The organism is Eubacterium callanderi, assembly GCF_900142645.1.
Taxonomy (GTDB): domain Bacteria; phylum Bacillota; class Clostridia; order Eubacteriales; family Eubacteriaceae; genus Eubacterium; species Eubacterium callanderi.
In genome coordinates this window covers 13121-39364 of the sequence record NZ_FRBP01000001.1, presented here as the reverse complement: position 1 = coordinate 39364, position 26244 = coordinate 13121, and the positions used below count along the sequence as shown (strand labels likewise).

The 26244-nt window shown below is 48.0% G+C and carries 23 protein-coding genes; 21 read left to right on the top strand and 2 right to left on the bottom strand.

The features are described from left to right. Positions 1-112: 112 nt before the first annotated feature. From BUC22_RS00190 to BUC22_RS00165, 6 genes are all read left to right on the top strand, one after another. On the top strand, positions 113-1828 hold the full coding sequence (locus tag BUC22_RS00190; RefSeq protein ID WP_013381740.1) for a Na/Pi cotransporter family protein: 1716 nt from the start codon (positions 113-115) through the stop codon (positions 1826-1828). Beyond that, positions 1828-2760: a thioredoxin-disulfide reductase gene (trxB, locus tag BUC22_RS00185; RefSeq protein WP_013381739.1), complete on the top strand. Its 933-nt coding sequence runs from the start codon at positions 1828-1830 to the stop codon at positions 2758-2760. The genes BUC22_RS00190 and trxB overlap by 1 nt, the downstream gene beginning before the upstream one ends. After that, entirely contained in the window at positions 2757-3803 is a 1047-nt protein-coding gene (locus BUC22_RS00180) for a BMP family lipoprotein (RefSeq protein ID WP_013381738.1), read from the top strand. Before trxB ends, BUC22_RS00180 begins: the two co-directional genes overlap by 4 nt. Before the next feature lie 119 nt (positions 3804-3922). Then, a complete protein-coding gene (locus BUC22_RS00175) occupies positions 3923-5830 on the top strand; it encodes a bifunctional metallophosphatase/5'-nucleotidase (RefSeq protein WP_013381737.1) in 1908 nt (635 codons plus the stop codon). A gap of 188 nt (positions 5831-6018) precedes the next feature. After that, positions 6019-7113, top strand: coding sequence for a glycerol dehydrogenase (locus BUC22_RS00170; RefSeq protein WP_013381736.1), 1095 nt, complete (start codon positions 6019-6021; stop codon positions 7111-7113). 177 nt (positions 7114-7290) lie between these two features. Next, positions 7291-8178: a fructose bisphosphate aldolase gene (locus BUC22_RS00165; RefSeq protein WP_013381735.1), complete on the top strand. Its 888-nt coding sequence runs from the start codon at positions 7291-7293 to the stop codon at positions 8176-8178. 78 nt (positions 8179-8256) lie between these two features. Here the strand turns inward: BUC22_RS00165 and BUC22_RS22010 are convergent, their stop codons facing one another. Both BUC22_RS22010 and BUC22_RS00160 read right to left on the bottom strand, forming a co-directional pair. Next, the gene (locus BUC22_RS22010) at positions 8257-8403 is read right to left on the bottom strand and encodes a hypothetical protein (RefSeq protein WP_167495274.1); all 147 of its coding nucleotides are present in this window, start codon (positions 8401-8403) and stop codon (positions 8257-8259) included. 12 nt (positions 8404-8415) lie between these two features. Then, positions 8416-9573, bottom strand: a complete 1158-nt coding sequence (locus tag BUC22_RS00160) for a uroporphyrinogen decarboxylase family protein (RefSeq protein WP_013381733.1) — start codon at positions 9571-9573, stop codon at positions 8416-8418. A gap of 196 nt (positions 9574-9769) precedes the next feature. On the opposite strand from BUC22_RS00160, the gene BUC22_RS00155 reads away from it, so the two are divergent. The 15 genes from BUC22_RS00155 to BUC22_RS00085 all read left to right on the top strand — a co-directional run bounded on the left by BUC22_RS00155 (position 9770) and on the right by BUC22_RS00085 (position 26106). Further along, a complete protein-coding gene (locus BUC22_RS00155) occupies positions 9770-10471 on the top strand; it encodes a TetR/AcrR family transcriptional regulator (RefSeq protein ID WP_013381732.1) in 702 nt (233 codons plus the stop codon). Positions 10472-10724: 253 nt separating this feature from the next. After that, on the top strand, positions 10725-11222 hold the full coding sequence (locus BUC22_RS00150; protein ID WP_013381731.1) for a MarR family winged helix-turn-helix transcriptional regulator: 498 nt from the start codon (positions 10725-10727) through the stop codon (positions 11220-11222). A gap of 33 nt (positions 11223-11255) precedes the next feature. After that, complete coding sequence (locus tag BUC22_RS00145) at positions 11256-13493, top strand: ABC transporter ATP-binding protein (RefSeq protein WP_013381730.1); 2238 nt, start codon at positions 11256-11258, stop codon at positions 13491-13493. Continuing rightward, a complete protein-coding gene (locus tag BUC22_RS00140) occupies positions 13486-15357 on the top strand; it encodes an ABC transporter ATP-binding protein (RefSeq protein ID WP_013381729.1) in 1872 nt (623 codons plus the stop codon). The genes BUC22_RS00145 and BUC22_RS00140 overlap by 8 nt, the downstream gene beginning before the upstream one ends. Before the next feature lie 10 nt (positions 15358-15367). Beyond that, positions 15368-15967 carry a cytidylate kinase-like family protein gene (locus tag BUC22_RS00135; RefSeq protein WP_041689919.1) on the top strand — a complete coding sequence of 200 codons (600 nt, stop codon included), beginning with the start codon at positions 15368-15370 and terminating at the stop codon, positions 15965-15967. A gap of 234 nt (positions 15968-16201) precedes the next feature. After that, the gene (locus BUC22_RS00130) at positions 16202-16900 is read left to right on the top strand and encodes a helix-turn-helix domain-containing protein (RefSeq protein ID WP_013381727.1); all 699 of its coding nucleotides are present in this window, start codon (positions 16202-16204) and stop codon (positions 16898-16900) included. A 398-nt stretch (positions 16901-17298) separates the two neighbouring features. Beyond that, a complete protein-coding gene (brnQ, locus tag BUC22_RS00125) occupies positions 17299-18633 on the top strand; it encodes a branched-chain amino acid transport system II carrier protein (protein ID WP_013381726.1) in 1335 nt (444 codons plus the stop codon). Positions 18634-18714: 81 nt separating this feature from the next. After that, the gene (locus tag BUC22_RS00120) at positions 18715-19758 is read left to right on the top strand and encodes a Glu/Leu/Phe/Val family dehydrogenase (RefSeq protein WP_041689918.1); all 1044 of its coding nucleotides are present in this window, start codon (positions 18715-18717) and stop codon (positions 19756-19758) included. A 127-nt stretch (positions 19759-19885) separates the two neighbouring features. Further along, positions 19886-20560: an ATP-binding protein gene (locus BUC22_RS00115; protein WP_013381723.1), complete on the top strand. Its 675-nt coding sequence runs from the start codon at positions 19886-19888 to the stop codon at positions 20558-20560. Between the two features lie 24 nt (positions 20561-20584). Then, entirely contained in the window at positions 20585-20809 is a 225-nt protein-coding gene (locus BUC22_RS00110) for a 4Fe-4S dicluster domain-containing protein (protein WP_013381722.1), read from the top strand. A 12-nt stretch (positions 20810-20821) separates the two neighbouring features. Then, the gene (locus BUC22_RS00105; RefSeq protein ID WP_013381721.1) at positions 20822-21889 is read left to right on the top strand and encodes a 3-methyl-2-oxobutanoate dehydrogenase subunit VorB; all 1068 of its coding nucleotides are present in this window, start codon (positions 20822-20824) and stop codon (positions 21887-21889) included. Then, positions 21873-22625 carry a thiamine pyrophosphate-dependent enzyme gene (locus BUC22_RS00100; protein WP_013381720.1) on the top strand — a complete coding sequence of 251 codons (753 nt, stop codon included), beginning with the start codon at positions 21873-21875 and terminating at the stop codon, positions 22623-22625. Before BUC22_RS00105 ends, BUC22_RS00100 begins: the two co-directional genes overlap by 17 nt. Position 22626: 1 nt before the next feature. Further along, complete coding sequence (locus tag BUC22_RS00095; RefSeq protein ID WP_013381719.1) at positions 22627-23178, top strand: 2-oxoacid:acceptor oxidoreductase family protein; 552 nt, start codon at positions 22627-22629, stop codon at positions 23176-23178. Between the two features lie 33 nt (positions 23179-23211). Next, on the top strand, positions 23212-24513 hold the full coding sequence (locus BUC22_RS00090) for an acetyl-CoA hydrolase/transferase family protein (protein WP_013381718.1): 1302 nt from the start codon (positions 23212-23214) through the stop codon (positions 24511-24513). Between the two features lie 366 nt (positions 24514-24879). Further along, a complete protein-coding gene (locus BUC22_RS00085) occupies positions 24880-26106 on the top strand; it encodes a tyrosine-type recombinase/integrase (RefSeq protein ID WP_013381716.1) in 1227 nt (408 codons plus the stop codon). Positions 26107-26244: the final 138 nt, after the last annotated feature.

Below are 26244 nucleotides of genomic sequence, written 5' to 3'. Positions count from 1 at the left end.
TTATAAAAAAGTAAATTTGTTGTTAAAAAACAGAGCGATTAGTGTTAAAATACCTATAAGTGTGTTTAAGAAAAAGTACAGAAAACGAGATTATGCTTATGTGGAGGAAAGTATGACATTATCGATGTTTATTGGTCTTTTTGGGGGCCTGGGGATGTTTATCTATGGGATGCATCTGATGAGTGAGGGCTTAAAGATTGTTGCCGGTAATAAGATGAAGCATCTTTTGGAGATTTTGACAAACAATCGCTTTAAAGCTGTGCTGTGTGGGATCATTGTCACCATTATGGTTCAGAGCTCCAGCACCACGACGGTTATGGTGGTTGGTTTTGTTAATGCATCACTGATGACGCTTACCCAGGCGGCTGGGATTATTCTGGGAGCCAATATTGGGACCACCGTAATGGCACAGCTCATTGCCTTCAACGTCACAGCGGTCGCACCCTTTTTTATCGGTGTGGGTACCTTTATGGCTCTTTTTGCCAAAAAGAAAAGCGCGCGGGATCTGGGGAGTATTCTGCTGGGCTTTGGGATTTTGTTCTTCGGCGTCAATCTGATGTCTTCAACCATGGAGCCATTAAATGACAGCCCGGAGTTTATACATCTGCTAACGACCTATGGCAAAAACCCGATTTTCGGTCTGCTGCTGGGCACAATCATCACGGGCATTATGCAGAGCTCCGGCGCGACACTCGGTCTGCTTCAGGCTCTGGCTATTTCCGGCGTTTTCGCTGGCGTCGGCGGAACAGACGCGATCCAGATCTGTATTCCGATTATGATCGGTACAAACATCGGGACCTGTGTCACCGCGCTCTTATCCAGCATCGGAACATCCACCGCGGCCAGAAACGCGGCCTTCATCCACCTTTTTGTGAATATTTTCGGAGCGGTATGGGTAATGATAGTACTGGGTATTATTGATGCAGTTGCGGTTGTCAATCCGATTTATGAGTTGATTGTCAATATTTCAGGAACGACGATCACAGAGACGGGTCAGGTACTGCCCAATGTCGCGCGCCAGATCGCCATGTCACATACCTTCTTTAATGTGGCCAATACCATTGTGCTGCTGCCGATTATTGACCGGTTTGTAACGCTGCTGGAAAAAATGTTTCCCACAGCCGAAGAGGAAAAGGGGCTGCAGCTGGACGAACGTCTTCTCAATAACCCGTCGGTTGCCCTTGGCCAGGTTGGCAAGGAGGTCATCCGCCTGAGCAAAATGGCAAAGAAAAACTTTAAAACTGCCTGTGACGCAGTCATGACAGGTGATGAAAAACTGATTGAAAAGATTATTGAGCGTGAAGAACGCATTGACGAATTTGAGCATGGTATTATGGACTTTACGGTCAGGCTTTCAAATATGAATGTATCGGAACAGGAAAATGACCGTCTGGCCTTTTATCTGAAGGGAAGCCATGACCTGGAACGTATCGGAGATCATGCTGAAAATATCAGTGAGCTGGCTGAAATGAAAAATCGTGAAAAAATCGCCCTGAGTGATGTTGCGACAACCGATCTGGAAAATCTCATTGAGTTTACAAACAGAACATTGAACGATGTGAGCCAGATGATTGAGACAGAGGACAGAAGCCTCTGCGAACGTGTCTTAAACGAAGAAGACCAGATTGACGCGCTGACCGATAAGCTCAAAAATGAACATATCCGCCGCCTGAATAAAGGACAGTGTAACGCCTACGCGGGTGTTGTATATCTTGATCTGCTGGCGAACATTGAGCGTGTCGGCGACCATGCGTCCAATATTGCCAATGACATATTGGAGCTTAAGGAGCAGCGCGGCGTCAACAAAATTGAGGAGGTAATTTACTAATGCATTATGATATTATCATTATCGGGAGTGGCCCTGCCGGGCTGGCGGCGGGTTTATATGCCGCCAGAGGGCAGATGCGCACACTCATTCTTGAAAAGGGCGGCTTTGGCGGTCAGATCGCTACCAGCTGGGAGGTCGAAAATTATCCCGGAGCGCCGGCAGATACCACTGGCCCTTCTCTTACTGAGAGAATGAGGGAGCAGTGTGTGGATTTTGGCGTTGAATTTCAAACGGAAGAGTTTAAATATTTTGAAAAAACCGGACAGACCTTTGAGGTAACCACAAGCAGTACGGTATATCAGACAAAGGCGATTATCGTAGCAACGGGCGCCCAGCCAAAACTGCTTGGCTGCCCGGGAGAGCTTGAGTTTCGTGGACTGGGCGTCTCCTACTGCGCTACCTGCGACGCCAATTTTTTCAGGAACCTTGAAATTGCGGTTGTCGGTGGCGGCGACACGGCCATTGAGGAAGCCATTTATCTGACCAAATTTGCGTCTAAAGTAACGGTTATCCACCGCAGAGACAAGCTGCGTGCCGCTAAGGTTCTTCAGGAGCGCGCCATGGAAAATGAAAAAATCCGCTTTGTATGGGACAGCGTGGTTGAGGAGATTAAAGGCGATGGGCTGGTCCAGAGCATTGTGGTTAAAAATGTTAAGGACGGCGCTCTGACAGAGATCCCGGTACAGGGGGTGTTTGTCTATGTCGGCCAGATCCCACACACTCAGTACTTTGTTGGCACTTTAGAAAAGGATGCACGGGACTACCTGATCACCGATGAAGATATGTGCACCAACATTCCAGGCGTCTTTGCTGCTGGCGATGTGCGCCGTAAATCTCTGCGGCAGGTGGTGACAGCGGCGGGAGATGGAGCGATTGCGGCTGTCAGCGCCATCAAATATATTGAGGATTACTCGGAAGTGGCAGAATCATGAAACGGCTGGCAGCGGTTATCCTCATACTGCTGACTGCCCTCAGTTTTGGTGGATGTCAGACAAAGGACAGTGAAAAGGCTTATGAGGAACCCGTTATCATGTTTGCGGCCGGTGTCGGAGGTGTTGAGGATGGTTCTTTTAACAGCAGTATCATCAACGGCCTGCGAAAGGGCGCCCGTGAGCTGAAGTACGACCTGAAAATTCTTCAGAGTGAGACGGATGATCAATACAATGAGAATCTTAAGGCTGCGATTCAGGCAAAACCGGCGATGATCATTAGTGTGACAGGCCACAGTGATCAGCTGCTGGCAGCGGCGGCTCAAAATCCAGATATCCATTTTGCGTTGATTGACGGAACCACCCCAAAAAACGCGGGAGCTGATTTGCCGGCAAATTTTGTTTCGATGAATTTTGACAATGCCCAGGGTGCTTTTCTGATGGGCGTTCTGGCGGCATCGGCCAATGACACTTCAGGGGTTCAGGGGTTCATCGGTGGTATGGATATTCCTGTGGTAAAGAGCGCGGAGATTGGCTACCGCGCCGGCATTAAAGCCGTTTCTCCGGAAAATGTTGTGGTGAGCAGCAATATCGGCAGCTTTAATGATGCCGAAAAGGCGGGGCAGGTGGCCGGAGAACAGCACAATCAGGGAGCCGGCGTTATTTTCGGCTTTGCGGGCGGCTCGAATATCGGCGTCATAGAAAACGCCGCGTCTGGCGGTTACTGGTTTATCGGCGTTGATCAGGACCAGGCGGTTGTCTATCCGCAGTTTGCGCCGACGATCCTGTGCTCAATGGTCAAAAATGTTGACAACGCAGCTTACGACGCTGTAAAAATGCAGATGGACGGCAGTTTTAAGGGCGGCATTTACGAGTATGGTGTGGGAAACGGGGGAATTACCCTTGGCAGCGCAGGCGGCAATATTACACCGGAGCTTCAGTCCATATATGATACATGGCAGAAGGCGATTTCTGACGGAAGCGTCAGGGTACCTGAAACCCAGGCTGAGCTGGACGCCTTCAATGGCCATACCGAAGAAGAATAATACGGAAAGATGATGCGGCAGAACGCCGTATCATCTTTTTTAAATTTATTTTAATGGGAAAACATGATATAATACCTTGATAGATTAGAATAAAGCACCCGAATGATGAGGAGATTATAATGTATAAAAAAATATTAGCCATTACTTTGGCGGCCCTACTGTTTCTGGCCGGCGTGAACCCCGCCTTTGCCCAGGATGGTAACGATAATCCGCCAGATGGAACCATCGCGCTGACCATTGTGCACACCAACGATACGCATGGACAATATAAAAACAGCGCCAGTACGGTTGGCTTTGAAAAGGTCAAGGCCATTGCCGATAAGGAGAATGCAGATTTGATACTGGATGCAGGGGATGCATTCCACGGCCTGCCTTTTGCGACGATTGAACAGGGGAAAAGCACTGCGGAGCTGCTCCGTGCAGTTGGATATGATGCGGTATGTCCTGGAAATCATGATTTTAATTACGGCGCAGCAGCGTTGAAGGCGCTGGGAACGGAAGAACCAGCTGTTAAAACGGAGGATTCAGAGGGCAGGGCCGATAAGGCCCAAAAGAATTTTAAGCTGCTTAACGCCAATGTCGTTAATGCCTCCGATGGTCAGAATTATTTTCAGCCTTACATGACAAAAACCGTAACGCGTGGTGAGGAAGTCTCGGTAAAGGTTGGTGTTTTCGGACTGATCAGCCCGGATATTTACAGCTCAACCGCGCCGGAAAATGTAAAGGATGTCCGATTTGACGATGCTGTGGAAGCGGCGAAAAAGACCGTTAGTAAACTGAAAAACGATGAAAAATGTGATGTTATTATCGCACTTACCCATATTGGAATGACTGAAAAGGAAGGCATGCTGAGCAGCCGGGACATTGCGAAGGCAGTGCCGGAAATTAATGTCATCATTGACGGACATACGCATGCGCAGTATGACGAAGTGGTGGGAAACACATTGATTGCCCAGACTGGCGCCTATTTCAGCAATGCCGGTATTGTGAAAATTTTTTACGAGCCTGACAGCCGTAAAATCGTCAACACAGTCGGCCGCGTTATTTCGCCGGCGGATGCTGAGGCGTATGAATCAAACTGGGAAGTCTCAAAAATCATTGAAGACATTGAAGCGCGGCAGAAGCCTGTTTTAAACCAGGTTGTTGGGAAAACCGACGTACCGCTGGAGGGCAGCGCGATTAAAACCTATACTGAAGAAACAAACCTGGGGAGGGTGATTACCTCAGCTTATCTGGAGACGACGGGAGCTGATATTGCCTTTGAGAACTGCGGAGGGATTCGAGCGTCCATTGCAGCAGGGGATATTACTAAGGGCAGCGTTATTGGCGTTTCCCCCTTTGGCAATTATCTGGTGACCAAAAAAATTACCGGGGCCGATCTGAAAAGCATTCTGGAAAAGTCTCTTGAAATGGGGGCGAATAACCTAAAGGCTTATCAGGAAGGAAAACACGAATGGCCTGCAAACGGCGGCGGTTCCTATCTGCAGATTGGCGGTATGAAGGTGGCCTATGACCCAGCCAGGTCTTTGGACAACCGGCTGGTATCCGTAGATATCGGCGGCGCTCCCCTTGATCTTGACAGTACCTATACCGTGGTGACCAACCAGTTTGTGGCTTCAAACGCCTCCAAATACCCTGAGCTGGCGGTCAAGCCAGAGCTTAACCAATACGGTGCTTCTGAGGAGGCGGTGATGCGCTATATCACAAACCATTCGGGCAAGGAGGAGTGGGCAGCCTTGATGAGTGAAAAAAATCTGAAAGCCGTGGGGGGCAGCGGGGATACCGGAACACAGCCCGGAAATGAAGCGGTTGAGAATCAGAATTCCATGACGGATCCCTCTGAGGAGGACCCAAAACAAACGTCAGGTACCCAGAATATAACCGGAACAGGTGAGAATGCCCCAACCGGAGTCTTTGACAACAAGGCTGGAGCGGCTATTTTTGCCGCGGCAGCCCTGGCTGTGCTGATACTGGGAGCGGCGGTGTTTAAACATGAGAGTGACTACCGTCAGCAGAAGGAAAAATAGAACAATGACCTTTTTTACAGGTTGTACTTTTATTTACCTGTAAAAATTAGAGGATAAATAGTAAAAAAAGGTTATTGAGAGAAACAGCATGGAAGTATTAAGAAAAATCTTTTATAATATTAAGTAAAGAATGGCTGGTGCTAATAAGACAGCTCGTTCTCTAATTTTACAAACATGAGGAGGTAATTATGGCTCAGATTTTAATTTCACCAAGCAAATATGTTCAGGGGTCCGGTGAATTGTACCGTTTAGGAGAGTATGTTTCTGCATTGGGGAAAAAGGCACTCTGCCTGATTACAGACAGCGGCCTGAAACGAAATCAGGCTGTGCTCGACAAAAGCTTTGAGGGAAGCGGCGTATCCGTTGATTATGAAGCTTTTAACCGGGAATGCTGTAAGAAAGAAATCGACCGGATCGGCGCGGTCTGTAAGGAAAAAGGGATTGATGTTGTGATTGGTGTAGGGGGCGGAAAGACCTTTGATACCATCAAGGCCGTAGGCTATTATCACGACCTGCCGGTTGTGATTGTCCCGACCATTGCCTCCACCGATGCGCCGTGCAGCGCCCTGTCGGTTATTTACACCGAAGACGGCGTGTTTGAAAGCTATTTGTTCTTAAAACAAAACCCAAATCTTGTTCTGGTTGATACCGACATTATCGCGAAATCACCGTCGCGTCTGGTTGTTGCCGGAATGGGCGACGCACTGGCGACCTATTTTGAAGCGCGCGCCTGCGAAGCCAGCAACGCCTCTACCTGCGCGGCTGGCACCACGACAATGGCGGCACAGAATCTGGCAGAGCTTTGCTATGACACGCTGATTGAAGAGGGCTTTATGGCCAAGCTGGCAGCTGATAATAACTGCTGTACCAAGTCGCTTGAAAAAATTATCGAAGCCAACACACTGCTCAGCGGTATCGGGTTTGAAAGCGGCGGCCTGGCAGGCGCCCACGCGATCCACAACGGCTTTACCGTATTGCCGGAATGCCACCATATGTATCATGGCGAAAAAGTAGCCTTTGGCACACTGGTTCAGCTTGTTCTGGAAGACGCGCCAGTAGAAGAAATCGAGGAAGTATTGGAATTCTGCCTGTCAGTAGGACTGCCGGTAACGCTCAAGGAACTTGGCGTTGAAGAAGTCACAGAAGAAAAGATCCGTGCAGTGGCTGAAGCTTCTACTGTCCCGGACGAATCCATTCACAATATGCCATTTGAGGTAACCGCTGATTCTGTTTACGCGGCGATTATGGTCGCGGACAGCCTCGGTAAGGAATACTTGGGATAAAAACAGGAATGACAAAAAGCTCCAGTGTAATACTGGAGCTTTTTTGACCCATAGGGATTAAAAACAACACTTGATATTTAATGAGAAAAGGTATACACTAAAGAGAGTGGGAGCGCATCGCTCCCGATCTTAAACTTAAACAGGACCGGCAAAACGATCCGATCAGGAGGTTATACAATGAAGAAAGAGCAACTGGAAAGAATGGCGAATGGCAAAGGCTTTATTGCAGCCCTGGACCAGAGCGGCGGCAGCACGCCAAAGGCACTGAGATTGTACGGCATCGCTGAGGACAGCTATCAGGGCGATGATGAGATGTTTGATTTGGTTCACGCCATGCGGGCGCGGATCATCAAAAGCCCAGCCTTTACATCAGAATATATTCTGGGGGCGATTCTTTTTGAAAAGACCATGGACCGTACCATTGACGATGTTTACACAGCCGATTACCTCTGGGAGAAAAAGGGAATACTGCCGATTTTAAAGGTCGATAAGGGTTTGGCCGAGGAAAAGGACGGCGTTCAGCTCATGAAGCCGATCCCGGATCTGGACGGCTTGCTCAAGCGGGCGGCAGACCGCCATATCTTTGGTACAAAAATGCGCTCAGTCGTTCAATCTGCCAATGCGGCTGGCATTAAACAGATTGTTGACCAGCAGTTTGAAGTGGGCCTGCAAATTGCGGCAGCCGGCTTTGTGCCAATACTGGAACCGGAAGTCAATATCAAAAGCGCTGATAAAGCAGAATGCGAAAAAATACTGAAAACGGAAATTTTAGACCGCCTGAATACCCTGGACGACAATGTCCGCCTGATGTTTAAGCTCAGCCTTCCATCTGAAAACGGATTCTACAGCGACATTATCGCCGATAAGCATGTGGTGCGCGTGGTCGCGCTGTCCGGCGGCTATACCCGTGAGGAATCAAACGCCCTGCTGGCACAGAATCCGGGCCTTATCGCCAGCTTTTCCAGAGCGCTGTCCGAAGGGCTGAACGCGAGCCAGAGCGACGCGGAATTTAACGCCATGCTGGCAGAGTCGATCAAGAGCATCTATGATGCCTCAATTAAATAGCATTCAACGCAAAAGACCGTATCTGTACGATTCAGATACGGTCTTTTTTTATTTCAGATATTGTTTACTGCTCATCACTCAGGAGATCAGGTAGATCATAAACCCAAAGAGAAGTTCCTCGACCGATTGCAGGCTTTCGGCCGCAAAGGGAGCGGCTTCCTCGGGAATATCATATTTATTCATGGTTTCTTCAAAATCAGTGTAATATTCGGATTTTACAGTCATTGGTGCCTCCTGTTAATAGATTCCGTATTCATGTACGAAATTGAATACTGCTTTTAAGTTCGCTGGATTAATGTCATTGAGGCGGAGAATGGCTTTGTCAAAGCCAAAAATGTATCCGCCGTCCGGGGCGAAGATGTCGATTAATTCTTTTGCCTTGTCGATACATGCCTGCTCAGTGCCCGATTTTAAGAGACCGATGGGGTAAAGGCCGCTGACGATATGCCGGCTGCCTACCTTTGCTTTTATTTCCTTAGAGTCGCCATATTCAAAAACCATCAAAGTATTTTCAGGCAGCTCATTTAAATAGTCCAGGTAGCGGGACCAGTCTTCTTCCACAAAAAGATTGGCGCCGGCTCCCGCGGCGTTCAGCCCTTCGACATAAGCTTTAAAGGTTGGCCAGTAGAATTTCAGGAAGTCCTTTTCGCGCATGTACGGCGCCATGTGGAGCGGGATAAAGGTTCGGTTATAGCGGCTTGAAGCAGGATTTACACCAGCCTTCAGGCAGACCGGCAGTAATGCCTCACAGGCGGCAATGACTTTGTCCGGACAGCGGCGGATATCCTTGCTGATGCCTGAGAAAGAGCGCAGCTGGTCGGAAAGCGTATCCAGCGGCTCGGCTGAAGCGGCTGAGGCCATGGTATAGGTGCTCCGTCCATATTTTTCGGCAATTTTCTGATAGCCCTCACCCAGTGCGGCCATACTGCTCGCAAAGGTAAAGAAGGCCTTGGCCAGAACCTTCTGCCCCTCAAATCCGGGGCGGTTGAGTTCTTCATAAATTCTTGGAAGAATGGTTTGCCAGAGTGTTTTTACCGGATCGGCAATAAAGGCGTCGTAATCCTCAACCTCCATACCGCGGACCTCCGGATGCTGTAAAAATCCATCGGCGCCCATTTTAAAGTTTTTTGCGCCTAGAATTTTATAAAGCTGTGGAAGACGGATGGTAATGCCGAGAACCGTGTCCCCGTCAAAATCGCGGGTGGTGACGTCAATGGCTTCCAGGGTTTTTTCGATACTGTACTGTTCTTTTTTGAGGCTATAGCCGGCATACTCAAGACAGAAAGCATTATCAATGTTTGTGAGAATTGGAACGCGCGAGGGCATTTTTCCATCAAAAACAGCCTCAAAAACTTTATTTACCGCGTGGGTTTTTTCATTTAAAGATGTATTCATACTACCTCCCAGTAATAACTGATCGCGAACAGGTTTTAACGTTGACTTAAGAATAACAGGTTTCAAATTCAAAGTCAAGTAAAAACTATTCGCGAACAGGAAAAAACTGTTCGCGAATAGTTTTTCTTAAGGATTGCTTGAAATATCTTTTTTTTTGTGGTTAAATAGTACAAAAGACAGCGATGGGAGAAAAAACGTGAAAGAGAAATTGGATAAAAAAAAGGCGAAGCAGATTATTTATGAAACAGCAAAGCGTTTATTCTTTGAAAAAGGGTATGAGGTCGGAAGCCGCCAGATCGCAAAGGAGGCAGGTGTCAGCCAGGCGCTCATTACCTATCATTTTGGCAGTAAGCGAAACATAGGTATTCAGGTCCTTAAGGAGGATTATCAGGTGCAGGCCTCATACCTGAAATATTTTGTCGATCCGAAGGAGGAACCCCTGTTTTTTATTATCAATTTCCAAAATATGACCATGCGCATCCGTGAGCACGACCCGCGAATGGCTTCTTTTATTACAGGTGTGATGAAGGAGGACTTACTGGAGGAATCCATTTACGAAGGCAATCAGGCTGAAATTTTTGAAGCTCTTGTCCGTGAGATGCCGGCCAATGGTTATAGCTTTGAAAAAAATTATAAGCTTGCTCTGGGGACAATTTTCGGCATACAGCGTTCGCTGCAATGGAAAATTAATCAGGGCTTTGATCTGACCTACGCAGAATGCTTTGATTATGTTGTGCGCAGTTTTAATTTTGCTCTCAACCTGAATTTTACCGAGGCGGAGATTCAGGACATGATTGAGCGGTCAAATCGGATGGTCGATCAGCTTTTCGAGCGTTATCCGCAGCTGTTAGATACCGACCAGTACCTTGTGGTACAAAATATGGGATCAGATTCCTGAATCTGGTCTTTTTTTATTTTAAGAAAGGCTACAGGTTTTTAAAGCCGCTTAAAAAGCCTGTTTTGAACAAAAAGATCATGAAAATCGTTTGCGGATTTTACTTTTCTCTTGAAGTCTTTCAAAAAAGGTCTATAATAATATTTAAGTTACTTAACTATTATGTTGGGTAATAATTAAGATAGCAAAAGAAAAATGGAGACCGCGATTCCGTTGGCTTCGGAAGGTCTGGTTCCCAAAAGGGAAGGAGTTTATCATGGATCATGAGAAAAGCCTTGGGGAAACGTTTCTGGCCAGTTTAAACAAGGTAAAAAAGAATCTGTTTCACACCATGAGCAAGCAGCGCATTGACGGCCTGCGCCAAAGTGAATTTTTTATGCTGATGCGTATTGCCAATCACTGTAAGGAGCAGGAAAATGAGCATTTGAAAAATGGAACAGCACCACTACCCGGGGTGCGTATCTCAACGCTGAGCAAGGCGACAAACAGCTCGATGCCCGGTGTTTCTCAGATGATTAACGTCCTCGAGAACGCTGGATACGTGGAGCGTATCACCACCAAGAAAGACCGCCGTGTTGTTTATGTCAATTTGACCGAGGCCGGAAGGGTCATGCTGAAAACAGCACCAAGACCCATGCTCAACCTGCTGACTCGCACAACTGAGGAAATGGGAGAAGAAAAAACCAGGCAGTTTATCGCTTTGATGGATGAGTTTTCCGAGACCATCGAGCGGCTGAACCGCGAAAGCAACTAAAACGGAGTAAGACATTAAAGAAAGGAAGCAAATATGACAAAATTAGCAAAGTATCTCAAACCCTATATCGGTTCGATTTTGCTGGCTTTTATTCTGCTGTTTGTCCAGGCAATGTCGGATTTGAATCTGCCAAATTTCATGTCCGATATTGTCAATGTGGGGATTCAGCAGAATGGGATCGAGCATGCCGCGCCAGACGCCATCAGCGAGCAGGGATATGATTTTATCACCAGCTTTATGACCGATGAGCAGAAAAAAACCGTATCAGAGGCCTATGAGGAAGTAACGCCCTCGGCAGCGACCGATAAACAGATTAAAAAATATCCTGAAATGAAGAATGAGCGTGCTTATGTGCTCAGGAACACAGATGAGGATACCTACACGAAGCTGGATGCCATCTTTGGTGAGGCCGACTGGACTTTTATTAATTTCGTAGAGGATATGGCCGAACAGAAGGGAAGCACAGCCAGCCAGGAGGACATGACAGCCAACGTTGACGACATGGATTTATCCAAGCTGTACGAAATGACACCTATGCTGAAAATGATGCCGAAGGAACAGTTCGACAGCGCCAGAGAAAAGGCCGTGCAGACGCCAGAGTCCACCCAGCAGCAGACAGGCGCCATTTTTGTCAGGGAATTCTATAAAGAATTAGGCGCCGACACCAGCTATATACAGACCATGTATATCCTTAAGATTGGCGGCATCATGCTGGGATTATCGCTGATTGGTGTTATCGCAGCCATTTGTGTTGGCCTGCTGGCCGCCAAGGTAGCCGCTGGTTTTTCACAGGTGGTGCGCAGAGATATTTTTAAGAAGGTTGAGTCCTTCTCAAACACCGAATTTAACCGGTTTTCAACCGCCTCGCTCATCACGAGGAGCACCAACGATATCACCCAGATGCAGACGCTGCTGATCATGGGGATACGAATGATCTGCTACGCGCCCATCTTAGGGGTTGGCGGGGTGATTATGGCATTGCGGGAAAGCACGTCCATGAGCTGGATTATCGCTGTGTCGGTCATTGTGCTGGTCGGAGTGATTGTAGTGACTTTCTCACTGGTGCTGCCGCGTTTTAAAATTGTTCAGAAGCTGGTGGACCGCCTGAACCTGGTCATGCGTGAAAACCTTAATGGGATGTCGGTGATCCGCGCCTTTGGGAACCAGGATTTTGAACGTGAACGTTTTAAAAGAGAAAACATACGAGTGACAAACAATAACCTTTTTATCAACCGTACAATGGTCTTTCTGATGCCGTTGATGATGCTTATTATGAATGGTACCACTTTGCTGGTTATCTGGCTTGGCGCACATCAGATCGCGGACTCAACCATGCAGGTTGGTAATATGATGGCCTTTATGCAGTACGCCATGCAGATCATCATGTCTTTCCTGATGATTTCCATGATGTTTATCTTGGTGCCCAGAGCCGCTGTTTCCGGCGAACGTATCGCAGAAGTGCTGGCAGTGGACCCGGTGATCAAAAGTCCTAAAAATCCAAAGCCCTTCCCTCAGAATGTGCCGGGACGCCTGGTGTTTGACCATGTTTCCTTCCACTACGAGGGCGCAGACGAGGACGTGCTCCATGATATTAGTTTTGAGGCTGATCCAGGACAGACAACAGCCTTTATCGGCTCTACCGGCTCAGGTAAATCAACATTGATTAACCTCATTCCCCGTTTTTATGATGTGACCGACGGCGCTATTACGCTGGATGGCGTGGATTTAAGAGATGCCTCTCTCCACGACCTGCGCGACAAGGTTGGTTATGTCCCTCAAAAGGGGGTTCTGTTCTCAGGAACCATTGATTCCAATCTTCGCTATGGCCGCAAAGAGGCCACCGAGGAGGAAGTGCGCCAGGGGGCGGAAATCGCCCAGGCTATGGAATTTATTAACGCGAATTCTGATGGTTTTGAGCGTGAAATCGCCCAGGGCGGCGACAATGTCTCCGGTGGGCAGAAGCAGCGTTTATCCATTGCCAGAGCCCTTGTTAAAAAACCGGATGTCTATATTTTTGACGACAGCTTTTCGGCCCTTGACTTTAAAACAGATGCAGCCCTGCGTTCGGCCCTCAAGAATTATACCGAGGAGGCTACCGTGCTGATTGTTGCCCAGCGTATTAATACCATTATGAACGCTGAACAGATTATCGTTCTTGACGAAGGCCGCGTGGTCGGAAAGGGAACCCATGAAGAATTATTGAGAAGCTGCGGTACCTATCAGGAAATCGCAAGCTCACAGCTGTCAAAGGAGGAATTAGGAAATGTCTGATAAAGTAACGAAAGCAACGACTCCAACGCCTCCAAAACGCCGTGGCCCCATGGGCCGTGGGCCGGTGATGGCGAGCGGTGAAAAGGCAAAAGACTTTAAGGGTACCCTTAAAAAACTTTTAGCTTATCTGAAACCCCATCGGGTTGCCGTGACCTTTGTCGTGATCTTTGCTATCGCTTCAACTGTTTTTAACATTGTCGGACCTAAAATTCTGGGACAGGCAACCACGAAAATTTTTGAAGGCGTGATGAATATGATCGCCAATACCGGCAGTGGCATTGATTTTGAAGGTATCGCAAAGATTTTACTGTTTTTGGTAGGACTGTATATTATCTCGGCTGTTTTCTCAGCGCTCCAGGGATTTTTGATGACAGGCGTGTCGATGAAAGTCACCTACAAGCTGCGTGAAAATACATTTGCGAAAATAAACCGTCTCCCTTTTAAGTATTTTGATAAAACAAGTTACGGCGAAGTTTTGTCGTTTTTAACCAACGATATTGAAACGGTCAACCAGACCCTTAACCAGAGTTTGACCCAGATTATTACCTCTGTGGCAACCGTTATTGGTATTCTGGTCATGATGTTCTCCATCAGCTGGCAGATGACCCTGGTAACGCTGTGTATTATTCCACTGTCCTTTGTGTTCATCGTACTGGTGGTCAAGCGGTCCCAGAAATATTTCAGCAGCCAGCAGGAATATCTTGGACACATCAATGGCCATATTGAGGAAATTTATGGCGGCCATTCAGTGGTTCAGGCCTTTAACAACGAAGAGGAAGCATACAAAACCTTTGAGGGACTCAACAACAACTTGTATGGGTCGGCCTGGAAATCGCAGTTCCTCTCGAGCCTGATGCAGCCTATTATGGCCTTTATTGGAAACCTGGGCTATGTGGCTGTGTGTATTTTGGGCGGTTATCTGGCCGTTAACGGCCGCATCTCCGTCGGGGATATTCAGGCGTTCATCCAGTATGTCCGCCAGTTCAACCAGCCGATCTCACAGATTGCCAATATGTCCAATATCATGCAGATGACTATGGCTGCGGCTGAGCGTGTCTTTACATTCCTGGCTGAGGAAGAAGAGGTGCCGGACCCGCAGAATCCGGTGTCACCTGCAGATGTCCAGGGGAATGTCACCTTTGATCACGTTCATTTTGGCTACAACCCGAACAAAATCATTATCAATGATTTCTCCGCACAGGTAAAGGAAGGCCAGAAGATCGCCATTGTAGGGCCTACCGGCGCGGGCAAAACCACGATTATCAAGCTGCTCATGCGTTTCTACGATGTAGACTCCGGCGCGATTCTGGTGGATGGCCACAACATTAAGGACTTTAGAAGAAACGATCTGAGAAGCCTGTTTGGGATGGTTCTCCAGGACACCTGGCTGTATAACGGCACCATTGCCGACAATATCCGCTATGGGCGTCTGGACGCTACCGATGAGGAGGTTCAGCAGGCCGCTGTGGCCGCCCAGGTGGACCACTTTGTAAGAACACTGCCCGATGGCTACAGTATGGTGCTGAACGAGGAAGCCAACAATGTGTCCCAGGGGCAGAAACAGCTTCTGACCATTGCGCGTGCGATCCTCGCAGATCCTAAAATTTTGATTCTTGACGAAGCGACCAGCTCTGTCGATACCCGTACCGAAATCCTCATTCAGAAGGCCATGGATAACCTGATGCATGGGCGGACCAGCTTTGTCATTGCCCACCGCCTGTCCACCATCAAGAACGCAGACTGTATCTTCGTGATGAAGGACGGCGATATCATTGAACAGGGAACCCATGAAGAACTGCTTGCCCGAAATGGCTTCTACGCAGACCTGTATAACAGCCAGTTTGAAGTGGAAGAGGAGGCGTAAAAAAACAATTATGAAATACAATATTGTCACCATTGAACGGGAATATGCCAGCGGCGGTCGGGAAATCGGCTACCGGACAGCAGAAAAGCTGGGGATTCCTTACTACGGGAAAGAAATACTGGAGATGGCTGCGAAAAAGAAAGGCGTTTCCCCCGAATATCTTGAAGAGCTGGAAGAAACACCAACCAACAGCTTCTTCTACTCTGTCTACATGCTGTCCAAAAACCTGATAGGCGATACGCCCAGCCTGCCGGAGAACGATGCGCTGCGGCTGGCAGAAGCTGAAATTATCAATGATCTGGCAGCGGAAGGCCCCTGTGTCATCATTGGCCGGTGCGCCTGCCACGCCCTGAGAAGACGAAAAGATGTCCTGAATGTTTTTATCCACAGCAGCTGGGAGGCCCGTGTAAAACGGGCGGTGGAGACCTACGGCGTGGACGCGGCCAACGCAGAAGTTGTGCTGAAAAAGTTTGATAAACGCCGCGCCTGTTACTATAATGCGAATACGGGCAAAAAGTGGAGTGCCCCCGAAGGCTACCACATGATTCTGGATTCGGGCAGGCTTGGAATTGGAAAATGTGTGGATATTTTAGAAAAAGCTGTGGAGTGAAATAACCGGAAAATGACAATGCAGAGAGGATACGGCAAAACGCCATATCCTCTTATTTTAATTTATTTTTCGCAAAATATGTGAATGCTTAAAGTTTTGTTAAAATTACTGAAATTTTTTGTTTTTCTAAATAAAGGTTGACAGTCCTTCTTTTAATCGTGTAGAATTCAACTAGAAATAAACATCTTATTTGTTTTTGTTTTTTTATTTTTAGAAATAGGGGGCGAGCAGATTATGACAGGGGATTCATTGAATGCGCAAATTGGGGCTCAGGTTCGGATGTATCGAAAAATGGCAAAGATCAGCATTGATGAAATGGCTCGAACCATTGGTAAGAGCCGGGCGACAATCTCAAAATATGAGACAGGCGCGATTGGTATGGATGTTTCAACTTTGTTTGAAATTGCCTCGACATTAAACATTGGGGTCTCTCATCTTTTGGATATACCGAAAGAAGACAAGACGATGGAAGTAACTCAAAGCCAGCTGGGAAATATTGACCACTTTTATCTTTACCAGCAGTCGCGCCATAAAAATTTTTGTTCTTACATCCGTCTTGGGGAAGAGCGGGCAAACGGTCAGATTTACGCGACCTTTTATTATCAGCCGGAAGATATTAAAAACTATAAAAAGTGCGAGGGGATTTATCACGGTTCCATGAACATCCGGGATAATTTTATTATTTTCATCATGCAGAATCTTTACTGTGAGGCGGAAATTGCGTATTTATCTTTTTTCATCCCCATGAAAAAGCTTTCCGCGATTCCGGGAATTCTGACGGGAATGGACAATTACAGCATGCGTCCAACCGCCATTAAAGTGATTCTTTCAAAGGAGCTGATGACCAGCAAGGAATTGGAGGAATTTTTTGTCGTGTCGAAAGAGGAGATAAAACGTTTGAAAGAAGATCATTGTTTTGTGATTGACCCTTAAAAGGGAAAAGTGTAAAAATTAGTAAAATGTTTAATATTTAACAAACCCGGTAAAAGTGTTATTTTAACTGGGTTTTTTCATTTTTTTGGATGATTTTTAAAAAGGTCAGGGAAATAATACGTTTTCATATAAATCTTTTTTTTTGTGAAAATGATTTCTTGAGAAAGCAAAAAATACAAAAAACAGATTAAAACAGGTTAAAAGTTTCGTATAAAGAAGTTTTTGAGGTAAAAATTGAGATTCTAAAGAATATTAAGCAACTTTGCAGAAAAAACATACTGAGAATATAATAAAACCATCATCAGAAAAGAGGAGCGGACGTACACAGTGCTGCAAAGAGGCAGCCTTAATCACCTGAGATTCGGACCTGTAACGCTGATTAAAGAGGAGAGTGTAAAATGAGTCAAAGAAAAGACAAGTGGATTGTTGGTCTTGCGTTGTTTTCGATGTTTTTCGGTGCCGGGAATGTGATCTTTCCGCCTTATCTTGGAATGACGGCAGCGTCTATGTGGGTGCCGGCCTTTATCTGCTACTACATCGCAGATATTGGACTGGCGATGCTGGCCATCCTGGCCATGCTGAAATGTGACAGCGATATCGAAGGAATTACCTGCCGCATTGGGAGGATACCCGCTGTGCTGCTGTCGACGCTGGTGGTGCTGTGCGTTGGCCCGATGCTGGCCATTCCCAGGACTGCGGCGACAACCTTTGAAATGGGCGTTTCGCCCATCTTTCCGGGGGTAAATCCACTGGTTGCTTCGATCGCATTTTTCGTGCTTATCTGGGTGCTGTGCGTGAAGGAGGCATCGGTGGTGGACATTGTCGGTAAATTCCTGACACCGGCTCTGTTTATCGGGCTGATGATTGTCATCATAAAGGGGATCATTGATCCACTGGGGCCAATTGCGGCTGAGCCAAAGGTCTCAAATATTATCAGCAGCGGCATCATCTCGGGATACCAGACAATGGATGTGCTGGCAGCGCTGATTTTTGGGGTTATTATTGTAAAAACGGTCAAGGAAAAGGGCTATACGGAGATCAAAGCCAAAAACGCTGTAATCGGAGGCGCTGGGCTGGTTGCTGGGGCAGGGCTCCTGATTGTTTATTTTGGTCTGGCCCACCTTGGGGCGACAGCCTCGACCATGTATGGGGTGGATGTTTCCAGGTCTACACTGATTCTTGAGATCATTAAAAACCTTCTTGGAAATGTCGGCATGGTTATCTTTGGGATTGTGGTAGCGCTGGCCTGTATCACCACAGCAGTGGCGCTGGTCAGCTCCAGTGGGGCTTATTTCTCCCGGTTAAGCAAAGGGCGTGTCAGTTATAAAGTCATTGTCACCATTGTGTGCGTGATTTCACCGGTCATCGCCAATATCGGCCTGGATGAGATCATCGCCATTTCAGAGCCGGTTTTGTCCATTGTCTACGCGCCGGCCCTTACACTGATCATTTTAACCATTGTAGGTGACAAGATCAAAAATGACAATGTCTTTAAAGCGGCCGCGCTGGGCGCGTTTTTGATCAGCGTTTTGGAGACAGCCGCCAATCATGGTCTGGGCTTCCAGTTCGTCAACTATTTACCGCTTCACCACTTTGGGTTCGGATGGCTGCTGCCAACCGTGATCTGCGGCGTGGCCGGGTATTTTATCAAGGGCGACAAGAAAAAAGTAAGCCCAGAAGTATCTGTCCCGGAGCCCGATCCCGCAGAGACAGTGCGAAAGGGAAAAATCTAAGGGATATCTATGCCGGCCGGATTAAGAGCCGCTGGTATCTATATATTATTATTAAAAATTATGTTTTGGAGGTATGAAAAAATGAGTATTTTTGAAAAGATGGATTTCTATGGACACGAAGAACTGGTATTCGCACGGGATGAGGAAACAGGTTTAAAGGCCATTATCGCCATTCACGACACGACCCTGGGCCCGGCGCTCGGCGGCACCCGGATGTGGAACTACGAGAGCGAGGAGGATGCTCTCTATGATGTTCTGCGGCTGTCCAGAGGCATGAGCCTTAAAAATGCGGGCTGTGGATTAAAGAACGGCGGCGGAAAAGCCGTAATCATCGGCGATCCGAGAAAGCTTAAAAATGAAGCGTTTTTTAAGGCCTATGGCCGCTTTATTGAATCCCTTGCCGGGAGATATTATACTGCTGAGGACGTCAATATCAATACGCAGGATATTGCCTACATGCAGGAGACAACCAAGTATGTTACCGGCACCCGGGAAATTGGCGGCAACCCGTCACCCTATACAGCCAGAGGAACCTTTATGGGAATTAAAGCCGGAATCAAGGAAAAGTTTGGCGCGGACACGGCCGAGGGATTAACCGTTGTGGTTCAGGGGCTTGGCAGTGTTGGTTATATGGTCGCAAAGCTGCTGCACGATGAGGGCGCTATCTTGAAGGTTTATGACATTAATCCGGACGCTGTAAAGCGGGCTGTTGAAGAATTTGGCGCCACCCCGCTGAACGCTGACGAGGTACTGACAGCAGAGTGTGATATTTTTGCCCCATGCGCTCTGGGCGCGGTGATCAACAGCGGCAACGCCAAGGCTTTGAAGTGTAAAATTGTAGGCGGATGCGCCAACAATGTGCTGGTTGACCCACAGACCGGCGAGGAGCTGGAAGAAAGAGGCATCCTCTATTTACCGGATTATATCATTAACGCCGGCGGTGTTATCAACTGTGGTGAAGAAATTGTGACAAAGCCCTACGACGCCAGCAAGGTAACAGAAAAGGTTGATAAAATTTATGACACCACCCTCAACATCATCCATTATGCCAAAGACAAGGGCATTACAACCTATGAGGCCGCAGACCACTACGCAATGGATATCATCAAGGCGGGACGCGCCTGATTCTTATTAAAAAGCCTTGACGGCAGGCCTGTGAAGCAGTTAATTTTACTGGCCTGCCGGATAAAAATCATTAGTTTTGCAAAAGGGCAGCCGGTCATTGTGCTGAAGCCGCTGCGGAGGTGAAAAAATGTTGGAAAAAGACAAAAGAGTACGAATCATTGCCGGCCATTACGGAAGCGGAAAAACAGAGTTTGCGGTCAATTACGCAGTTGCCCTGAGCAAAAACGCACCAAGGGTTGTACTGGCAGATCTGGACATTGTCAATGTTTTTTTCAGGTCCAGGGAAAGGCGTAAGGAGCTGGAGGAATACGGCGTGAGGGTAATCGGGTCCTCCATTAAGCAGGATAACTGTGATCTTCCGGCCGTTTCAGCGGAGATTGGGACACCGGCAAAGGATAGAGCGTGTGACTATATCATCGACCTCGGTGGAAACAGTGTGGGCACCACCACGCTGGCCCGCCTGAGGCCGCTTCTGAGCCGGGACGAGATTGATTTTTTCATGGTCGTTAATGTAAACCGGCCGGATACCGCGAGTGTGGAGGGAATCCTCTTTCAGAAAGAATGTCTTGAGTACGCTTCAGGCTTTCAGGTAACGGGGTTCATTAATAATACAAACCTTGTGAGAGAGAGTACCCTTGAAAATCTGGTCGCTGGCGACGCGGTGTTGAGGGAAGCCTCGAAGCGGACGGGGATTCCCATCCGGTATACGTCTTATATGGAAGAAATCATTGGCAGGGTACCAGGGAGGCTGTCTGGCGAGCGGCTGCCGCTGAAGTTTTTCATGCGGGAAGAATGGATGTAATAAACCAAATATGGAGGAGTAGACATGGCAAGAGCCAAAGGAAACGTCATCATTGATGAATTTTATTGTAAAGGGTGTGAACTATGTGTGTCCGTCTGCCCAAAGGATATCTTGGCGCTGGATGAAACACGCCTGAACATCAGCGGGTATAACCCCTGTATGGTCACCGATATGGGCGAATGTATCGCCTGTGCGAACTGCGCTAAGATGTGTCCGGAAGCGGCCATCACAGTAGAAAAATGCGATTAGGGAGGGATAGCAGTGACAAAGGTTTTAATGAAGGGGAATGAAGCAGTTGGCAAGGCGGCGATGGAGGCGGGATGCCGGTTCTTTTTTGGCTACCCGATCACGCCGCAGAGCGAGGTTCCAGAGTATCTGTCCAGAGAGCTGCCTAAAATCGGGGGGACGTTTGTGCAGTCCGAATCCGAGGTGGCAGCTATCAATATGGTTTACGGTGCGGCAGGAGCAGGCGCACGGGTTATGACCAGCTCATCCTCACCTGGAATCGCCTTGAAGCAGGAGGGGATCGGTTATATTACCCGGGCGGAGCTGCCGGCAGTGATTGTTAATATGATGCGCGGCGGCCCTGGCCTGGGCGGCATACAGCCAAGCCAGGCCGATTACCACATGTGTGTAAAGGGCGGCAGCAATGGGGATTACCATAATATTGTCCTGGCGCCGTCGACGGTACAGGAGGTTGCGGATATGGTCATGGAGGGGTTTGACCTTGCGGACTATTACCGTACACCGGTGATCATTCTGTCCGACGGAATGATCGGCCAGATGATGGAGCCTGTGGAGTTCAATTACAGGCCATCCAAAGAACTGAAGCCCAAGGACTGGGCCATGACCGGAAAAGGGAAGGGCGAGCGCCACCTCGTCATTAACCTGGACCTGGAAGCCGAGGGGCTGGAAACCGCCAATTTTGAATTGCAGAAAAAATATGAGCAGATCCAGGAAAGTGAGCAGCAGGCGGAAAGCTTTATGATGGAAGACGCCGAGTACGCCTTTGCCGCATACGGCACCGCTGCCCGGATTGTCAAGACAGCCATTAAGCGCCTGCGTGAGGAAGGTTACCGCGTGGGGCTGATAAGGCCAAAGACTCTGTGGCCCTTCCCAGAAAAGGCATTTAAAAACCTTTCGGTCAAGAAGATCATGGATGTTGAGATGAGCCTTGGCCAAATGGTGGACGACGTTAAACTGGCCTGCGGGGATGTCCATAAAGTCGAGTTTTACGGCCGCACCGGCGGTGTGATCCTGACGCCAGAGGAAATTGTTGAATTTGCGAAATCTGTGATGGAGGTGGAAAAAAATGACCACTGTATTTAAACGCACCCAGGGGCTGACCGAGGCAAAGACCCACTACTGCCCAGGATGTACCCACGGTATTGTCCACCGGCTTGTCGGTGAGGTTCTTGAGGAGATGGGGCTGCTGGAGGAAGCCATTGCGGTGGTCCCGGTTGGCTGTGCGGTCATGGCGACCAGCTATTTCAATACTGATGGCATCCAGGCGGCCCATGGCCGCGCGCCGGCTACGGCCACCGGGGTTAAACGGGTACACCCGGATAATACGGTTTTTACCTACCAGGGGGACGGAGATCTGGCCTCCATTGGCACCGCGGAAATCATTCACGCGGCTGCCCGGGGTGAGAAGATCACGACCATTTTTATCAACAATGGCATCTATGGGATGACGGGTGGCCAGATGGCGCCGACGACCCTGCCAGGCATGAAGGCAACCACCTGCCAGAGTGGGCGTGATCCCAAAATCGACGGGAACCCCATACGCGTGTCAGAGATGCTGAGCACCCTTGAGGGAGCCGCTTACATTCAGCGCGTTGCAGTCAATTCGCCCTTTAATGTGATGAAGGCCAGAAAGGCGATTCAAAAGGCCTTTGAGGTTCAGAAAAAAGGGCTTGGCTTTTCACTCATTGAGGTAGTTTCAAGCTGCCCGACCAACTGGGGGCTAACGCCGGTCAAAGCCATGCAGTTTATCGAAAAAGAAATGATCCCTTACTACCCGCTGGGGGTTTATAAAGACATTACCAAGGAGGCAGAGTCGTAAAATGGAAACGAAGAAAATTTGTTTTGCAGGCTTTGGAGGTCAGGGGGTTCTGAGTGTTGGCAAGCTGCTTGCCTATGCGGCGATGATAAAAGACAAGGAGGTTTCCTGGTGTCCCTCTTACGGCCCTGAGATGCGGGGAGGAACAGCCAACTGTACGGTGATCATTTCGGATGAACCCATTGGATCTCCGGTCGTCACGAAAAACGCCTCGTCCGCGGTCGTCATGAATGAGCCGTCCTTCCGTAAGTTTGAGAATGTGGTCGCTCCGGGCGGCGCCATGATCATCAATGCGAACCTTATCTCTTTAAAACCGGAGCGGACGGATATCCGGACGATCTATGTTCCAGCCAGCGATATTGCCAAGGAGCTGGGTAACCCGAAGCTCATGAATATGGTGTTGCTTGGGGCCCTGTTGGAAGTGGATCATACCATCTCGGAGGAGGCGGTTTTGGAAGCCTTTACCAAGGTGTTCGGCGAAGGTAAAGCGAAGTTTATCCCCGTTAACCGGCAGGCGCTTGAAAAGGGAAAGAATTATGCCAGAGCCCTGGCGTAGCCGAAGGCATAAGGGTAAGAGGAATGTGTGTGAATGAAAACAGTGATCAGTCAATATAAGCAAAAGCTTAAGCGGCCAGAGGAAATCGCAGCCCTCATGGAATGCGGCTGGGTGTGCTGCTCCGACATCGCGCTGGGCTACCCGCCGGCCATTTACAGCGCGGTGATGAATCGGATTCAGCAGGAAGCGGATTTTACCGTCCAGCTGCACACCATCCTGGATGTGCAGCCCATGCCCTGTTACGACGAAAGGCTTATGGGTAAGATGGGCGTTTCCTGGTTTTCGGGAAAATACGCGCGCCAGGGCGTGGCAGCTGGGGTGGGGGATGTGATGCCCTGCTACTACCGGGATATGCCCGAGCTGTTTGAAAACTATATTGATATGGACGCCTTTTGCGCGACGGTATCGCCAATGGACCGGCACGGCTACTTCTCTACCGGCTGTACCGCTTCCAATAGCCTTGCCATGCTTAAAAAGGCAGAACATATCTTTCTGGAAGTCAATGAAAATATGCCGAGATCGCTCAGCGGTCCCGTAATCCATATATCCCAAGTTACCGCGCTGTGCGAGAACAATGTCCCCCTGCCCGCAACAGAGCCCTCAGAGCCTGACGCTGTCAGCCAGATCATTGGCAAATTGATCGCGGCGGAGATCCCTGATGGGGCCACTATTCAGCTGGGGATTGGCGGGATCCCCGAGGCAGTGGGCCAGGCCCTGAAGAAAAAGCATCACCTGGGTATCCACACTGAGCTTTTTACAGACAGCATGATGGAGCTGATTGCCTCTGGAGCAGTGGACAACAGCCGGAAAGCCATCCACCCCGGACGCTCTGTGGCTACATTTGCCTATGGCAGCCAGAATATGTATGATTTTGTCAATGACAATCCTGCCATCGAAATCCTGCCAGTGGACTATGTGAATAACCCCCTGGTGATCGCAGAGCATTCGGATTTTATATCGGTTAATTCGGCTCTGGAGGTTGATTTCTGGGGCCAGGTGTGCGCGGAATCTGTGGGGAACAGGCATATCTCGGGGACCGGCGGCCAGAGCGATTACGTGAGAGGCGCCCGGCTGTCCCCCGGCGGCAAAAGCTTTATCGCTTTCCCCTCCACTGCCATCAACGGCAAGGTCAGCCGGATCAAACCCACGCTTACACAGGGCGCAGTGGTCACAACCAGCAAGAACGATGTGGACCGCATCGTGACGGAATACGGTATCGCGGAGATGAGGGGAAAGACCCTGTCCGAAAGAACCAGAGCGCTGATCGCCATCGCCCATCCTGATTTCAGGGAGGCGTTAAAAACAGAAGCGCGGAAAATGAAAATACTGTCCTAAAATAAAGATCCTTCTCTAAAAGATAATGCGGCGTTTTGCCGTATTATCTTTTTTTGGGTGGCGCGCGCCATGGCACAGTACCGGCCTTCAAAAGGTTTACAGAAAAACAGAAAAGAAATAAAAGCATTAAAAAAGCTCGTGAAATATTTAAATTTCACGAGCTTTTGTCAGCCATCAAATATTAAAATACGGATACTATCTATTTCATGTAAACATTATAACACAATAATTGAATAAATCCAGACTTTTTTAAGATAATTAAAGAGGGAAATGGATAATGATAGTAAATAGAGCTTTATTCATCTGTTTAATTATAAAAAAAATGGTCAGAATATGGTCAGAAATCAGAAAGGGAGTAGAATCATCATGAAACGTTATCGAAAAAATGTCTATAAACGCAAGGATGGCCGTTACGAGGGCCGCTATATAATAAGATATGAAAATGTCTATGGAAAGGCTGTCTACCATTCCGTTTATGCTAAAACCTACAAGGAAATAATTTTAAAGCTTGAGGAGGCAGAAAATAAAGTTTTTGAGGAGGTCCAGCTTCAGCGTCTGTTGCGGGAAGAAAAGGAAAAAAGCAATCAAAGGGGTATTATTGAAAATGTTTTGAACCTTCAGTTTGACGAAAACCAGAAAGACAAGGCCAAAACGCTACTGGCGGAGTGGCTGAGGAAGTGGCTTGAGTCATACAAAAAATATACGATCAAACAGTCCTCCTATACAAGGTACAGCAATGTCGTCAACCGGCACCTCGTGCCACGGCTGGGGCACTGCGAACTGGAAAATCTGAAGCCAGATGCCATACAGGATTATATAAAAGCAACCTTAGAAGAAAATAAAATAGCGGTCTCAACGGTTCGCGGGCACATTGTCATTCTCTCGGCCGCCCTCAAGCAGGCACAAAAAGAGGGATTAATCCATAAAAACCCTTGTGACGATATTATTTTACCTAAAAGGCCCATAAAAAAGCCAGTTTTTCTTGATGTGAAAGAGGCCCAAAAGCTCGAAACTGTGTTGAAAAATTCTCGGGACCATAAAAAATCAACAGCTGTGCTTTTCGCCCTTAAGACAGGCATTCGTCTAGGGGAGTTGGCTGCTTTAAGGTGGAAGGATGTTGATTTTGATGAGCAGGTCATCCAAATCAGGGATTCGGTTCAGCGTGTGAAAAACAGTGAGAAGAGTGGCATGAAAACCAAGATGGTGTTTGAAGGGACAAAGTCCTACAGCTCTAACCGGACAATCCCCATGAATCCAGAAATCCATGAGCTGCTGTATCAGTATTATGAAACCATGAAACACAGGGAAAATTTTTCAGAAACATTCGTCTTTACAAATCGAAAAAATTCTTTCATCGACCCCAGGGTTTATCAGCTTTACTTTAGGCGTATTCTAAAAAAAGCCGGAATTCGCCACGTCAATTTTCATGCACTGCGCCATACTTTCGCGACACATGCAGCAAGTAAAAATATGCAGATTTCTGTCCTGAGCAGGATTTTGGGACATTCAAACGTCGGTTTGACGCTGCAGCTTTATGTTCATGTACTGAGCGGCCAGGATCAGCAGGAAATGCTGAAGCTGTCTGCAAGCTGACCGTTTTGGTCAAAAACATGGTCATAAATACGCCAAGCGCTTGAAATAGAGGGTTTAGGACAAAAGCTCGTGAAATTTAAATATTTCACGAATGCTTTATGTTAGCTGACCTATATTTTATAACCAAATTGTATTTTT

Coding starts and splice junctions, on each gene's coding strand:
- BUC22_RS00190 (WP_013381740.1), top strand. CDS start 113: ATGACATTATCGATGTTTATTGGTCTTTTTGGGGGCCTGGGGATGTTT.
- trxB (WP_013381739.1), top strand. CDS start 1,828: ATGCATTATGATATTATCATTATCGGGAGTGGCCCTGCCGGGCTGGCG.
- BUC22_RS00180 (WP_013381738.1), top strand. CDS start 2,757: ATGAAACGGCTGGCAGCGGTTATCCTCATACTGCTGACTGCCCTCAGT.
- BUC22_RS00175 (WP_013381737.1), top strand. CDS start 3,923: ATGTATAAAAAAATATTAGCCATTACTTTGGCGGCCCTACTGTTTCTG.
- BUC22_RS00170 (WP_013381736.1), top strand. CDS start 6,019: ATGGCTCAGATTTTAATTTCACCAAGCAAATATGTTCAGGGGTCCGGT.
- BUC22_RS00165 (WP_013381735.1), top strand. CDS start 7,291: ATGAAGAAAGAGCAACTGGAAAGAATGGCGAATGGCAAAGGCTTTATT.
- BUC22_RS22010 (WP_167495274.1), bottom strand. CDS start 8,403: ATGACTGTAAAATCCGAATATTACACTGATTTTGAAGAAACCATGAAT.
- BUC22_RS00160 (WP_013381733.1), bottom strand. CDS start 9,573: ATGAATACATCTTTAAATGAAAAAACCCACGCGGTAAATAAAGTTTTT.
- BUC22_RS00150 (WP_013381731.1), top strand. CDS start 10,725: ATGGATCATGAGAAAAGCCTTGGGGAAACGTTTCTGGCCAGTTTAAAC.
- BUC22_RS00145 (WP_013381730.1), top strand. CDS start 11,256: ATGACAAAATTAGCAAAGTATCTCAAACCCTATATCGGTTCGATTTTG.
- BUC22_RS00140 (WP_013381729.1), top strand. CDS start 13,486: ATGTCTGATAAAGTAACGAAAGCAACGACTCCAACGCCTCCAAAACGC.
- BUC22_RS00135 (WP_041689919.1), top strand. CDS start 15,368: ATGAAATACAATATTGTCACCATTGAACGGGAATATGCCAGCGGCGGT.
- BUC22_RS00130 (WP_013381727.1), top strand. CDS start 16,202: ATGACAGGGGATTCATTGAATGCGCAAATTGGGGCTCAGGTTCGGATG.
- brnQ (WP_013381726.1), top strand. CDS start 17,299: ATGAGTCAAAGAAAAGACAAGTGGATTGTTGGTCTTGCGTTGTTTTCG.
- BUC22_RS00120 (WP_041689918.1), top strand. CDS start 18,715: ATGAGTATTTTTGAAAAGATGGATTTCTATGGACACGAAGAACTGGTA.
- BUC22_RS00115 (WP_013381723.1), top strand. CDS start 19,886: ATGTTGGAAAAAGACAAAAGAGTACGAATCATTGCCGGCCATTACGGA.
- BUC22_RS00110 (WP_013381722.1), top strand. CDS start 20,585: ATGGCAAGAGCCAAAGGAAACGTCATCATTGATGAATTTTATTGTAAA.
- BUC22_RS00100 (WP_013381720.1), top strand. CDS start 21,873: ATGACCACTGTATTTAAACGCACCCAGGGGCTGACCGAGGCAAAGACC.
- BUC22_RS00095 (WP_013381719.1), top strand. CDS start 22,627: ATGGAAACGAAGAAAATTTGTTTTGCAGGCTTTGGAGGTCAGGGGGTT.
- BUC22_RS00090 (WP_013381718.1), top strand. CDS start 23,212: ATGAAAACAGTGATCAGTCAATATAAGCAAAAGCTTAAGCGGCCAGAG.
- BUC22_RS00085 (WP_013381716.1), top strand. CDS start 24,880: ATGAAACGTTATCGAAAAAATGTCTATAAACGCAAGGATGGCCGTTAC.